This is a genomic window from Shewanella xiamenensis (assembly GCF_024971755.1).
GTDB classification, from domain to species: Bacteria; Pseudomonadota; Gammaproteobacteria; order Enterobacterales; family Shewanellaceae; genus Shewanella; species Shewanella xiamenensis.
The window spans coordinates 2968706-2983065 of the sequence record NZ_CP079718.1; the positions used below are offsets into that span (position 1 = coordinate 2968706).

The following is a 14360-nucleotide window of genomic DNA, read 5'->3' on the forward strand; positions in this document are numbered from 1 at the left end:
GTTATCATGATTGAATTTGTTAATAAATGGTAAGTTATTGAATTTAATAAATACTTCATCACATGCGATTAGACTGATGAAATATCCTCAAAATAAGCCATAAAATCATCACTCAGGAGAAGGCCTGCAAAGATCCTGCTTAAGATCAAAGAAACCCCATATTGTTTACCAGTTTATATGAAATTTAACCCGCTAATATTCTATTAAAAAACATTCGCAGGTATATTGTTGAACATTATTTTTGCGCCCGAGGACTCCAGATGATCACTTTTTTGCGCCAATTCACCATTTTAAAACGTCTAATGATGATGTTAGTGATGGCGGCCATTGGAACTGTTTGTTTTGCAAGTTTTTCGATTAAAGAACAATACAGTAATTTGATCGAACAAAAATGGTTACAAATCGATGGTCAACTTGGCAGTATCCTCAGTGTGATAGACGTTTATCGCCAAGATGCTGTTAACGGAAAAATGAGCGAGCAAGAGGCTCAAAAAGCTGCTGCGAACCTCATTAACCAAACCCGTTATGCCGAGGTTGGTTACTTTATTCTGATTGATGACAACAACCAAATCCTAGCCCATGGTGAAAATGCCAGCCTAATCGGTACCTCTGCACAAAATTTCACACTCCCCGATGGCACTAATCCGCTGACTACGATGCTGTCTCAAGCTCGGCAACATGACAAAGCCATGCTGGAATATCCGATTGCTAATCCTGTTTCAAAAATTGTTGAGGACAAATTGGCCGAAGCCCGCTACTACCCACAATGGGGCTGGACTGTGATCACAGGGGCTTATCTCAGTGACGTAAAAGAGAGTCTTTACAATGTGATGATCGACTATCTGATTATCATGTTTTTGATTTCTGTACCTATTTTTGCATTTTTCCTTGTTCTTAATCATTCGATTACCTCACCATTGAATGATGCTATTGAAGCCCTTGAAGATATCGCTCAAGGCGAAGGCGACTTAAGCCAGCGTTTAAGCACTCAAGGCAAAGATGAAGTTGCTCATCTCGCCCAAGCCTTTAACCTTTTCGCCCAAAAAATTGGCGATATGGTGGGACATTTGCAACCCCTGGGAAAATCGCTCGACAACGATGCTAAACAGTTAATGCTTGCCGTTGAGGAGTCGAACCAAAGTGCGGAACATATCCACCGTGAAACCGGTAGCGTAGCAACGGCAGTTAATCAAATGCTCTCTACGACCCATGAGATGGCGAGCAATACCCAGCAGGCCGCCGATGCCGCCACCAGAGTGAAAAATCAGGCACAGCAAAGTAAAGCTGTGATTGACAATACGGTGCGCGATACAGAGAAGTTGGTCCAAGAGCTGAAAGCATCAGAAGCAATCACTCAAAAATTGGGACAAGCCTCTGGTCAAATTGGCAGTATTTTGGATGTGATTCGGGGCATTGCTGAACAAACCAATTTGTTGGCACTTAATGCCGCCATTGAAGCTGCTCGTGCGGGTAGTCATGGCCGAGGATTTGCCGTTGTCGCAGATGAAGTAAGAGCCTTAGCCAATCGCACCCAAGACTCGACCAATGAGATCCAAAAAATTATCTCAGAAATTCAAACCGGTGTGGGCTCAGTGATGCAAAGCAATAGCCAAACCCAACATCAATCAGAAGAATTGCAAGCTAAGGCTCAAGAGGCTGGGCAAGCCATGGCCGCAATTCTGGGGCTAATTGCCCACATCAGCGATATGAACACTCAGTTAGCGAGTGCGACAGAAGAGCAATCCCTCGTGACAGAGGAAATTAACCGTAATATCTGTAATATTTCAGAGCTAACCGAAGTGTCTGTAAAAGCCAATGACAGTAATAGCCGAGCAGCACAATCATTACAGGATATTAGCCAGGATATGTCCCATACCTTAGGACAATTTAAAATCTAACCTAGCGGATGTTTTCAATAGCAAACAAGAGGACGTATTAAAACGTCCTCTCTTCCTTTAAAATTAGCTAATGAAACGACACAATCAACCCGAGCATACGAAATGCAGGCGGATTGAGGATGAAGTTGAGAACCATGTCCTTTAAACAGGAATCCATGTTATAAGGTAAACTCCTAACTTGCATTCACCTCGCCAAAGGAGAACCGCCTATGCGTATGACCTTAGCCGTACATACCCGGCAATATACCATTCACAGTTTTAGCCCTAAGGCGCAAATTCCTACCGAAGTTTTTGCTGAAGAAGTGTATTTTATCTGCAAAACAGAAGAAGGTTTGACCTTGGTTGTGCCTAGTGAGCTTTCGCTTGATAGCTTAGAGCAAGAAACTAACTGGAGCTGTCTAGAAGTGTTAGGCCCTCTAGGATTTTCATTAACGGGTATTTTATCGAAAATTGCCAGCACCTTAGCCGATGTGCAAATCAGTATTTTCGCCCTTTCAACCTTTGATACTGACTATATTCTCGTGAAGAAAAATTGCCTCCAAGGCGCCATTGCTGCCTTAAAAAAGGCCGGTTATAAGATTATAGAGTCGAACGAAGCGCCATAATATTCATAAAGAGTTAAGCCACTATGTACGAAAAATCTGTCACTATCACCGCAAAACATGGTATTCATACCCGCCCTGCGGCACTATTGGTGAAAGAAGCAAAGACCTTCGATTGCGACGTTTTGGTTGAATGTAACGGCAAGCAAGCCAGTGCTAAGAGCTTATTTAAGCTACAAACTTTAGGTTTATACCATGGTGTTACCGTGAGAGTTTTCGCCGAGGGGGAGCAGGCGCAGGAAGCCGTTGAAAAAGTCTCGACCTTGTTAATCACCTTAAGTTAGCGAACCGCCCAACATCATTAGGAATGACTATGTCGATAACGGGGATTATTGTGTCATCGGGTATAGCCTTCGGTAAGGCTTTACACCTTAATCATTGCGAAAACCACCTCGACTATCGCCCAATTCCGCTCTCTAGGATCCCGCAGCAACAAAGTAAGTTTCTTAAGGCATTACAAACACTGAAACAACAGCTCAGTCTAAGCCAAACTAAGCTCGATCCTGACAGTGAAAACTACCAACTGATTGAAGCCGATTTATTACTCCTTGATGATGAAGAACTGATAGAACAAGTCAAAGAAGCCATTCGCACCTTACAACTTTCCGCCAGTGTTGCCGTTGAGCGAATATTTGCCCATCAAGCCAATGAACTCGAGTCCCTAGACGATCCCTATTTAGCCAATCGTGCCCAAGACGTTCGATGCCTTGGCCAGCGCATAGTCACCGCGATTAATGGCCGTTTGGACCAAGGTTTAACTCACCTGAGTGAACCGACGATACTGCTAGCACAGGATCTCACCCCAGCAGAGTTTGCCTTGCTCCCTAAAGAGCACATCAGCGGTATTGTGCTTAAAACCGGTGGACTCACCAGTCATACCGCTATTTTGGCCCGTACAGCAGGTATACCCGCTATTTTAAGTTGTCAGTTCGATGCTGAGCTCATCCCTAATGGCACCCCATTAGTGCTCGATGCAATAAGTGGGGCGCTTTATGTCAATCCGGAGCCTGAGCAACAAGCTCGTTTAACCGTGACCCTGCACCATGAACAAGCAAGACGTCAGGCACTTCAAGCTTATCGCGATGTTCCGGCTCAAACACAGGACGGACATCAGGTTCGCCTGCTGGCAAACGTCGGCAATTTGAATGAGATCACCCATGTCAAAGATGAAGGGGCCGATGGAATAGGCTTATTCCGCACTGAATTTATGTTAATGCATACCAGCACCCTGCCGGATGAAAAAGCCCAGTACAATCTTTACTGCGAGGCTCTGCATGCTCTAGGTGGTAAAACGTTTACGATCAGAACCTTAGATATTGGCGCCGATAAAGAACTCCCCTGTTTATGCCAAGACATAGAAGATAATCCCGCCTTAGGACAACGTGGGGTGAGATACACCTTAGCGCACCCAGAATTATTTAAGACCCAACTTCGTGCCATTTTACGGGCAGCAAATCACGGTCCGATTCGCTTAATGTTTCCTATGGTCAATCAAGTTGAAGAGTTAGATGAGATATTTACGCTTATCGCGGAATGCCAGGATGCCCTCGAAGACGAAGAAAAAGGCTATGGTGAACTGAGTTATGGCATAGTGGTAGAAACGCCCGCGGCGGTGTTGAATTTAGCCTCTATGCTACCAAGGCTGGATTTTGTCAGCATAGGCACCAATGATTTAACGCAATATGCCATGGCAGCAGACCGCACCAACCCACAACTGACACGGGATTACCCTTCCCTTTCACCTGCGATTTTAAGCTTGATAAACATGACAATCATTCAAGCCAAAGCAGCCGAGGTCACAGTATCACTCTGTGGTGAATTAGCCAGCTCGCCACACATCGCTCCGCTACTCGTGGGAATGGGGCTGGATGAACTCAGTGTTAACTTAAGCTCATTACTAGAAGTGAAAGCAGCCATTTGCCAAGGTGAACTGGCGAAATTTTCTGCGTTAGCGCACACTGCGATGCAGCAAAATAGAATTTCAGATCTGCAACAGTGTATAACAAACTGTAAATAGTACATTTAATTGGTTATGCTGCTTTACAGACCAACACAGAACAACAAAAACAAGCAAAGGGGCACCACAGTATGGGATTTTTAAGCCGCATAAGGCGATTGGTATCAGGACAGCCACAACTTGCAGGTGGCATTATGGTCTACGCCCCCGTCAATGGGGAAATAGTCGCGATTGAAAAAGTCCCCGATGTCGTTTTTGCAGAAAAGATTGTCGGTGATGGCATTGCTATCGCGCCTAAGGGCGACACGATTGTTGCACCTATTGATGGAACTATCGGTAAAATATTCGAAACTAATCATGCCTTTAGTATTGAATCACCTCAAGGATTAGAACTATTTGTTCACTTTGGTGTTGGTACTGTCGAGCTAAGAGGGCGTGGCTTTAGTCGTTTAGCCGAAGAAGGTCAAGAGGTCAAAGTAGGCGATCCGATTTTGTCATTTGATATTGAGTATCTTAAAGACCAAGTAGACAGCTTACTCACGCCCGTGGTGCTTGCCAATATGGAAGATGTGAAGTATTTAGACAAAGCTCAGGGGAGTGTCACTGCGGGCAAAGATCCTATTTTTACGGTGCAACTTTAACAATTAATCCAGTGTTAATTAGCAGTCCATTTAAGATCCATACCTTAGCTAATCCCCTTTTCTCCGTTAATCATACCGCTGGTAGTTTGCAGATACTGCCAGTGGTCACATTCGCAGCATTAACCTAAGCAAAAACAGCAGCACCTCAAACAGCTAATCGACCTAATATCCATTAATAGTGATAAATTCAGTATTTTCGATAATAGGTAATTGGCCTAACTGTGATAATTCTTGTTTGAGTTTGATCATCATATCCATCTGTTTAGCTGAAGGCGGTAAATGTATTTTAACAATCCGTATAGCCGCGATGGACTTATAGTCAATCACCCGTCTTACAAATACGCAGTCTTTTGCCTGTATTTGAGATATCACTTCATCTGATACTTCATAATCCAATGGAAAATCAGCCTCACCTACCAGTCGTAATTGTAGGTAAACACAGTGTGACGCTAAAAGACTAATGCATTCACGCCATTTGGTATTGTTCATCACAACTCGTTGTCGTTATCTTTAATGCTGAATAGTATATATTTTTCAGATAGATAAATCATAGATTGCAATATAAAAATAAAAGGCCAAGTGTGGAGAGCACTTGGCCTTTGACTGGAGATGAAATATTACACGCGATTAGAAACCTTCAACGCCCGCCATATCGGGAAGATGATGGGCAATACCTTTGTGGCAATCAATACAGGTCTTCTCACCACTGGCCAGCGATGTGGAGTGCATCTGCGCGGCGCGTGGTGACTGCCTAGTAAAGTCCATATAGGTAAAGTTATGACAATTTCGACACTCGAGCGAGTCATTTGCCTTTAACCTTGCCCATTCATGTTCAGCCAGCTCGCGACGTTTACTCTCAAACTTTTCGCGGGTATTGATGGTACCAAACACTTTACCCCACACTTCTTTCGATGCCTGCATCTTACGGGCAATTTTATCGGTCCAGTTGTGTGGCACATGGCAGTCAGGGCAAGTTGCACGCACCCCACTACGGTTAGTGAAATGGATAGTCGACTGTAACTCTTGGTAGACGTTATTTTCCATTTCATGACAACCAATACAAAAGGCTTCTCTGTTCGTGGCTTCAAGCGCAGTGTTAAAGCCCCCCCAAAAGATCACCCCTGCCACAAAGCCACCTAAGGTTAAAAACCCTAAACTGTAGTGCACACTCGGACGATTGAGAACTTGCCAGATCTTTTTAAGTTTATCTAACATGCTGACTCCTAGTGTTTTTTCTGCTCAATGTTCGCTTTAATCAGATGATCCATATCCACAAAGTCGTTCTCGACCAGTAATTTGGCATCCAGTTGCGGCACATGGCACTGAGTACAGAAATAACGCCTTGGTGAAAGCTCAGCTAAAAAGTTGTTATCCCTATCCATATAATGGGTCACGCTGACCATGGGTGCTTGCGAATCTCCAGTGCGTTGTCTTGCATGGCACGCCATACATTTATTGACCTTAAGATCGAGCTGATAGCCATCGATCTTATGTGGGATCACGGGTGGCTGCATTGGGTAGTTACGCACCTCTTTGATATCTTTATTCAGCACCGCTTGCATCGCGGGCGGTGTTGGCTCAACGTTAATCGGCGCCTGACGTAAGGTATCGATCTTATCCTCAGGAATACTGGCTGCAGTCACACTGGTCATCATCAGGGCTGAAAAGACAAGCGCACTAAATGCTGAAGCTAATTTGAATGTTTTCATCCTGTACTCCTTATACCTTGACGATTTTCACGGCGCATTTCTTAAAGTCGGTTTGTTTCGACAGCGGATCTGTCGCATCCAAGGTGACTTTATTAATGAGCTGACTGGCATCAAACCAAGGTACAAACACCAGACCCACTGGCGGCTTGTTACGACCACGGGTTTCGACACGGGTTTTGATTTCACCACGGCGAGACACTACTCGAACTTCATCACCACGGCGTAAACCACGTTTTTTGGCATCTTCTGGATGCATAAAACACACAGCATCGGGGAAGGCACGGTAAAGCTCAGGCACACGTTGGGTCATCGAGCCCGAATGCCAGTGTTCAAGTACACGACCCGTGGATAACCAAATATCAAACTCTTCATCAGGAGACTCTGCTGGTGGCTCATAGGGCAGCGCAAAAATCACCGCACGACCATCAGGATGTCCATAAAACTCAAAGCCTTTACCCGATTTTACATAGGGATCCGTTCCCTCACGGAAACGCCATTGGGTTTCTTTGCCATTAACAACTGGCCAGCGAAGGCCATGGGCTTCGTGATAAGCATCAAACGGGGCCAAATCGTGACCATGACCACGACCAAAGGTGGCATATTCTTCAAACAACCCTTTTTGAACATAGAAGCCGAAATGTTTCGCTTCATTGTTCAGATACTTAGGATCAGTATCTGCCAACGGGAACTTATCAACATTGCCGTTTTGGTAAAGCACTTCAAAGAGGGTTTTGCCTTTAAATTGCGGGTTTGCGGCTAAGACTTCCTTCGGCCAGACTTCGTCGGTGGTGAAGCGTTTAGAAAACTCCATCAACTGCCACAGATCTGAGTGTGATTCGCCCGGCGCCTGCACCATTTGATGCCAAAATTGAGTGCGACGCTCGGCATTACCATAGGCACCCTCTTTTTCAACCCACATGGCGGTTGGCAGAATTAAATCCGCAGCTTGGGTCGTCACTGTGGGATACGCATCGGATACCACAATAAAGTTGGCAGGATTGTGATAGCCAGGTAAGCCTTCCTCATTGATGTTAGGGCCAGCCTGCATATTATTGTTCACTTGCACCCAGTAGCAGTTCAAGTCGCCATCTTTTAAGCGGCGGTTTTGCTCTACGGCGTGATAACCTGGTTTTGGCGGAATAATGCCACTGGGGATCTTCCAAATTTCTTCGGCGTGTTTTCGATGCTCAGGGTTAGTTACCACCATATCCGCGGGTAAACGGTGGGAGAAGGTTCCCACTTCGCGAGCCGTACCGCAGGCAGAAGGCTGACCGGTTAACGAGAATGGGCTATTACCGGGAGTTGAAATCTTACCTGTTAGTAAGTGGATGTTATAAATCAGGTTGTTACACCACACACCACGGGTATGTTGGTTAAAGCCCATGGTCCAGAACGAGGTGACCTTGGTATCGGGATCAGCATAGAGTTTGGCCAACTCGATAAGTTTAGCCTCAGGCACACCCGACATCTTGCTGACCTTCTCCACCGTATATTCGGCGACAAAGGCCTTAAAGGTATCGAAATCAATCGGAGTCGAATCCCCTGCCGTTTTCACGTTTTTGGCTTTCTGCTCCAGCGGATGGGTTGGACGTAAACCATAGCCGATATCCGTGGTACCTTGGCGGAAGTTAACGTGCTTCTTAACAAAGTCCCAGTTTACTTTATCGTTTTGAATGATGTAGTTGGCGATAAAGTTCAGGATGGCTAAGTCGGTTTGTGGCGTAAATACTATCGGTAAATCCGCCAAGTCGAAGGAGCGATGCTCAAACGTCGAGAGTACCGCAACCTTCACATGGGATGCGCTTAAACGGCGGTCAGTCACTCGAGTCCATAGGATCGGGTGCATTTCAGCCATGTTGGAGCCCCACAGCACAAAGGCATCGGCCGCTTCCATATCATCGTAACAGCCCATAGGCTCATCGATACCGAAGGTACGCATAAAGCCGACCACGGCTGACGCCATACAGTGACGCGCATTCGGATCAATGTTGTTAGAGCCAAAGCCCGCCTTCATCAGTTTAACCGCGGCATAGCCTTCCCAGACGGTCCACTGGCCCGAGCCAAACATTCCAACTGCGGTAGGGCCTTTGGCCTTGAGGGTTTCTTTCCATTTTTGCGCCATGATATCAAAAGCGCTGTCCCAGCTAATGGGAGTAAATTCACCGTGCTTGTCGTACTTGCCATCGGTCATTCTGAGCATTGGCGTGGTCAAACGATCGCTGCCATACATAATTTTCGACAGGAAGTAACCTTTAATACAGTTAAGGCCGCGGTTCACTTCGCTGTTTGCATCGCCGTGGGTCGCAACCACTTTGCCATCACGTGTCGCAACAATCACAGAGCAGCCCGTACCACAGAAACGGCAAGGCGCTTTGTTCCACTCTAATTTGGTTTGCTCTGAGCTAGTAATTAAATTGCTGGCTGATGCCGGCAGCGCTAAGCCTGCGGCGCCCGCTGCTGCAATCACCGCATTGGCTTTAATAAAGTCACGTCTATTCATGTTCATTCTTCACCCTCTTCGAGCTGTTCACTCTGGTGGTAAACCATAGTGGCGGACAAGACGCCAGGAATGGCATTAATCTGTTCGATACCGTCCATCAAGGCACGTTGGGAGTTACCTTCAAGTACAACGACGAGTTTTACTTCGTTATTGACAGAGAGTTCGGCATTCTCAATCGCCATAATGTGTTGCCTAACATCCGCCATCTTATTTGGCATGACTTGCACCACGAGACTTGTGATATGCAGCTCTTTGCTCATCCGACACTCCGCTTTAATTCTGTTGTTATTATTTTGTATTGACTCAACCAGCCCCAGGTGGGCCGGTGAAGATTTGGCTAAACCATATGGCAAATCCCAATCCACTCACCAACAACACGGATAAGAGGGGGGCGAGAAATACGGTTAAAAAGATAAAAATTTTCAGTTCTAAGGATTTTTCTGCTGCGCTGTTAGCACTCATGCGTCCTCCAAGAGGTTCGTTCCTGTGATGGATTACTCTGATCACTACAGGATTTATAGGTATCTCTATTGCATCTTTGATCCACCAATTGATCATAGCGTTAAGGTGTTAACAAACTGTATACCTCAAAATCGGTAAACCCTTTGATGCTTGATCCAGATCATCAATTTGGCGATAGATTTAATTAGATCATGGTTTTTGAGCGTTTTTTCAGATTGTAAACAGGTTGATTAGTTATGTTTTTTTATTAACCAATTGCTAAAGCATGGAAAAGAGATAGGCGTTAGGCAACTAAACCGCACAAGATTTAAACAAAATATTCCTTAAGGAGTATTAGGGGATGGTAAAGGAAGGCACAAATTACCGATTATCTGCAGCGAAATTGGCTTAACATCTTCGTCAAATCGTTAACTCGCTCAAGATATATCGCTAACTGTTTATCAATTAAAAGCCATTAGGGGCCATTCATTCGCTACCTACTTTGCCCTTTGGGGTTAGCCTGTAATAGCCCCATAGCAAACAATCACGCCTGCAACGACATGCTGATCGCGGCTAATTATAGTTAGGTGAAAATGAGCAATAAAAAAGCCGAACCCTAAGGTTCGGCTGTTAATGCTAAAGATGATGCATTATGCATAACTGACTGAATCTACAGTTTCAGTCAGTTATGCATCAACATCATTAACTCAGCAGGATATGGTTTAAGATCCGCTTTTCCGAGATGGGATAAGCCGTTCCTAGGGCTTGGGCAAAGCATGACACCCGGTACTCTTCAATCATCCAACGGGCTTCAATCAGTGCCGCAGGCACGGGCTGTGAGCGTGGCACCTTAGCGAGTTGAGCCGCTAAAGCCTCCTGCACTTTAGTGATACTCTGCATATGCAAGCGGTCACGTGTCGGGTCTACAGGTAATTTATCGATGCGGATTTCAATCGCCTTTAAGTAACGCGCCACATCGGCCAAACGCTTCCAACCGCAAGCTTCAACAAACCCCTTAAAGACTAATTGGTCTAATTGGCTTTGAATATCACTCATCGCAAAAGCGATATCTAAGCTAATTTTGCCCTTAGTCCGCTTTTTAATGCCTTGGTAAAGCGTCAAAATCTGCTCCACTTTTAGGGCGATTTGCTCTGCAGTTGGATTCAGTTCTTGGCGCACCCAATCCTTGGCCGCATCAAACTGGGCGGCATCGCGCACATCCAGCGCCTTCTCATCAAGCAACTGCTGCACGGCTGCGGCAATAATATCATCAATTAAAATTTGCACTTGGCCAAATGGATTGAAATACATCGCCAGTTTGGCCTTGTTGGGCAGCGCCTGTTGCAGGTGTTTTACAGGTGAAGGAATGTTGAGTAACAACAAGCGACGTAGACCTTGACGATGCGCTGCCTGCGCCTCAAATTCATCATCAAATAATTTGATGGCAACTGAGTCTTTATTGTCAATCAATGCGGGGTATGCCCGCACTTGATAGTTACCCTTACGCTGCTCAAATTGCTTAGGTAAGTCGCCAAAGGACCACTCGGTGAGTGCTTCCTTTTCAATCCCCTTATCCGCCACCTGACGAATCGCCTTCGCGACCATACCCTGTAACTCGGCCTTTAAGGTATCGAGCACCCGCCCCTGTGCCACTAACTTGCCCTTGTCATCCTCAATCTTAAAGTTCATCAGCAAATGCACTGGCATCTGCGAAACATCAAAATCTTCAGGATTGACGCGCGTGCCACTCATACGCAGCAGCTGTTTGCACATGGCGTCGAGTAAACTGGCGCTAAAGGGCTGCATCGCCTGTACGCAGGCACGGGCATAATCGGGCGCTGGGACAAAGTTACGTCGTAGTCCCTTAGGTAAAGACTTAATCAGGGCGACGCATTTCTCCTCACGCATCCCCGCCACGAGCCAATCGAAATCCGTATCATCGATTTGATTGAGTAGCGCCACTGGAATATGCACAGAGACGCCATCATCACTCGCCGCAGGATCAAAGTGATAACTCAGTTGCAAACGAATATTGCCCTTGTGCCAAGTATCGGGGAAATCGAGCGCCGAGATATGATCGGCACTGCGCTGCATCAATAGTGACTTATTAAAATCGAGTAAATCGGGTTGAGTTCGGCGCGCTTCTTTCCACCAGCTAAAGAACTTAGGCGCGTTATAGATGCCTTCGGGAATGCGTGGCTCGTAAAAGTCCATCAACACTTGTTCATCGACCAAAATATCGCGGCGACGGGACTTGTGCTCGAGCGCTTCGACGTCCTCCAATAACTTTTGGTTAGCGATAAAAAAGGCTTCTTTGGTTTGTAATTGCCCTTCGGCGAGCGCGCTACGGATAAAGATTTCCCGCGCTTCAACAGGATTAATCGGCCCGTATTGCACGCGGCGGCGATGTACTACGGTCAAACCGTAAAGCACTTGGTTTTCAAAGGCAATCACACTGCCCTGTTTCGCCTCAAAATGTGGCTCTAGGTGATTCTTTTTAATCAGATGCGCCGCTAACGGCTCGAGCCACTCAGGCTCAATCTTGGCGCAGCAGCGAGCAAACAGCTTAGAGGTTTCCATCAGCTCCGCCGCCATGATCCATTTCGGGCCTTTTTTTGCCAGCGGTGAACCTGGGAACACAAAAAACTTACGATTGCGCGCGCCTAAGTATTCGTTGTTATTGTCCTTAAAGCCAATATGGCTGAGCAGACCCGATAACAGCGCACGGTGCAGCGCATCGTAGTTGGCAGGCGTGTCATTTAAGCGCCACTTTAAATCGTGAACCGCTTGTTTTAACTGAGTATATAAATCCTGCCATTCGCGCACACGCAGGTAGGCTAAATATTCATCACGACACTTTTTACGGAACTGACTCGCGGATAATTCCTTTTGCTGCTCTTTTAAGTGCTGCCAGAGGTTTACCCAACTGACAAAATCAGATTGGGGATCGGCAAAGCGACGATGGGCCTCATCGGACGCCTGCTTTTTATCCATGGGCCGCTCACGGGGATCTTGAATAGACAGCCCTGAGGCGATCACTAACACCTCATTTAAGCAACCAAGTTGGTGGCTCTCGACCACCATACGCGCTAAACGTGGATCGACGGGGATTTGCGATAACTGCCGCCCCAGCGGCGTTAACACTATATTGCCCTTCTGCTGCTTAACCGCCTGTAATTCCTCAAGCAGTAAGAAGCCATCGCGAATATGGCGCGGATCGGGTGGCTCAATAAACGGGAAAGCAGCGATATCGCCAAGGCCGATAGCGAGCATCTGCAAAATCACCGAGGCTAAGTTTGTACGTAGGATTTCGGGATCGGTAAAGGCTGGGCGGTTATTAAAATCCGCCTCATCGTATAAACGGATACAAATCCCCGGACCAACACGGCCGCAGCGGCCTTGGCGCTGATTGGCACTGGCCTGTGAAATCGGCTCGATCGGCAAACGCTGTACTTTAGTGCGATAACTGTAACGGCTGATGCGTGCTGTTCCTGGGTCAATCACATAACGAATACCCGGCACAGTCAGCGAGGTTTCCGCCACGTTAGTCGCAAGCACAATACGACGCCCTGTATGGCTGCTAAAGACCTTGGATTGCTCGCCGTAGGAGAGGCGCGCGTAGAGCGGCAAAATCTCAGTATCGCGGTAATTACGCCGATTAAGCTGCTCAGCGGTATCGCGAATTTCACGCTCACCGTTCATAAAGATCAAAATATCGCCTAAGCCTTCGGCAACCAGCTCATCAACGGCGGCAAAAATCCCTTCAATTTGGTCGAGATCGGCCTCAGTATCTTGTAACAATGGGCGATAACGGGTTTCGACCGGATAGGTACGCCCTGACACCTCAATAATCGGCGCATTATTGAAATGCTTAGAGAAACGCTCAACATCAATGGTCGCCGAGGTGATGATGATCTTAAGATCGGGGCGTTTTTTCAGAATTTGCTTGAGGTAACCCAAGATAAAATCGATGTTGAGGCTACGTTCATGCGCCTCGTCGATAATGATAGTATCGTATTGATCTAAATAACGATCTGAAGTCAGCTCCGCCAGTAAAATCCCGTCGGTCATCAACTTGATATAGGATTCACTCTTAAGCGCATCGGCAAAACGCACCTTAAAGCCCACGACTTCGCCGAGCGGGCTTTGTAATTCTTCAGCCACCCTTGACGCGACACTGCGCGCAGCCAATCTCCGCGGCTGGGTATGACCAATAAAACCACGGCTGCCTAAGCCCAGTTCTAAACAGATTTTAGGTAACTGAGTGGTTTTACCCGAGCCGGTTTCACCCGCAATGATCACCACTTGGTTTTCACTGATGGCTTTGGCGATGTCTTCGCGCATGCCACTGACGGGCAGATTGTCAGGATAATTGATCTTAGGGCGAGCCTTCAGACGCTGCTCTACTTTCTCGAACGCTGCTTGCGCCTGCTCAGCAAGTTTGGCTAATTCTTGTGTTTTTTTGTCAGAATCGGCTTCTTTATGGAGCTTAAATAAACGGCGGCGGATCCGCGAGGCATCACTTTGAAAGCACTGCTGGAGAAAAGCGCTCGATAGCGGATGTTTGTCAGAGTTCAAAACCAAATTCCATTGCTAGCATCGAAAAAGGCGA

12 protein-coding genes are annotated in these 14360 nt (G+C 46.5%); 5 read left to right on the forward strand and 7 right to left on the reverse strand.

From position 1 onward, the window contains the following. Positions 1-260: 260 nt before the first annotated feature. The 5 genes from KXJ80_RS14280 to crr all read left to right on the forward strand — a co-directional run bounded on the left by KXJ80_RS14280 (position 261) and on the right by crr (position 5098). Positions 261-1898 (forward strand): methyl-accepting chemotaxis protein, encoded by a 1638-nt coding sequence (locus KXJ80_RS14280; RefSeq protein WP_218738698.1) that lies wholly within the window; start codon positions 261-263, stop codon positions 1896-1898. Positions 1899-2107: 209 nt separating this feature from the next. Further along, positions 2108-2503 (forward strand): ACT domain-containing protein, encoded by a 396-nt coding sequence (locus KXJ80_RS14285; RefSeq protein WP_172590834.1) that lies wholly within the window; start codon positions 2108-2110, stop codon positions 2501-2503. Between the two features lie 23 nt (positions 2504-2526). Beyond that, positions 2527-2784, forward strand: coding sequence for an HPr family phosphocarrier protein (locus tag KXJ80_RS14290; protein ID WP_011072255.1), 258 nt, complete (start codon positions 2527-2529; stop codon positions 2782-2784). A gap of 29 nt (positions 2785-2813) precedes the next feature. Then, positions 2814-4517: a phosphoenolpyruvate--protein phosphotransferase gene (gene ptsP / locus KXJ80_RS14295; protein WP_218738699.1), complete on the forward strand. Its 1704-nt coding sequence runs from the start codon at positions 2814-2816 to the stop codon at positions 4515-4517. Positions 4518-4588: 71 nt separating this feature from the next. Continuing rightward, positions 4589-5098 carry a PTS glucose transporter subunit IIA gene (crr, locus tag KXJ80_RS14300; protein WP_037418261.1) on the forward strand — a complete coding sequence of 170 codons (510 nt, stop codon included), beginning with the start codon at positions 4589-4591 and terminating at the stop codon, positions 5096-5098. Positions 5099-5260: 162 nt separating this feature from the next. On the opposite strand, the gene KXJ80_RS14305 is transcribed toward crr, so the two are convergent. The 7 genes from KXJ80_RS14305 to hrpA all read right to left on the reverse strand — a co-directional run bounded on the left by KXJ80_RS14305 (position 5261) and on the right by hrpA (position 14332). Beyond that, a complete protein-coding gene (locus KXJ80_RS14305; RefSeq protein ID WP_055648445.1) occupies positions 5261-5587 on the reverse strand; it encodes a hypothetical protein in 327 nt (108 codons plus the stop codon). 138 nt (positions 5588-5725) lie between these two features. Continuing rightward, a complete protein-coding gene (locus tag KXJ80_RS14310; protein ID WP_037418266.1) occupies positions 5726-6313 on the reverse strand; it encodes a cytochrome c3 family protein in 588 nt (195 codons plus the stop codon). Positions 6314-6321: 8 nt separating this feature from the next. After that, positions 6322-6807: a nitrate reductase cytochrome c-type subunit gene (locus KXJ80_RS14315; RefSeq protein ID WP_218738700.1), complete on the reverse strand. Its 486-nt coding sequence runs from the start codon at positions 6805-6807 to the stop codon at positions 6322-6324. A gap of 10 nt (positions 6808-6817) precedes the next feature. Beyond that, positions 6818-9307 carry a nitrate reductase catalytic subunit NapA gene (gene napA, locus KXJ80_RS14320; protein WP_218738900.1) on the reverse strand — a complete coding sequence of 830 codons (2490 nt, stop codon included), beginning with the start codon at positions 9305-9307 and terminating at the stop codon, positions 6818-6820. Positions 9308-9309: 2 nt separating this feature from the next. Then, complete coding sequence (locus tag KXJ80_RS14325) at positions 9310-9567, reverse strand: chaperone NapD (RefSeq protein WP_047537299.1); 258 nt, start codon at positions 9565-9567, stop codon at positions 9310-9312. 43 nt (positions 9568-9610) lie between these two features. Further along, positions 9611-9769 carry a periplasmic nitrate reductase, NapE protein gene (locus tag KXJ80_RS14330; protein WP_011716898.1) on the reverse strand — a complete coding sequence of 53 codons (159 nt, stop codon included), beginning with the start codon at positions 9767-9769 and terminating at the stop codon, positions 9611-9613. Positions 9770-10450: 681 nt separating this feature from the next. Continuing rightward, positions 10451-14332: an ATP-dependent RNA helicase HrpA gene (gene hrpA, locus KXJ80_RS14335; RefSeq protein ID WP_218738701.1), complete on the reverse strand. Its 3882-nt coding sequence runs from the start codon at positions 14330-14332 to the stop codon at positions 10451-10453. Positions 14333-14360: the final 28 nt, after the last annotated feature.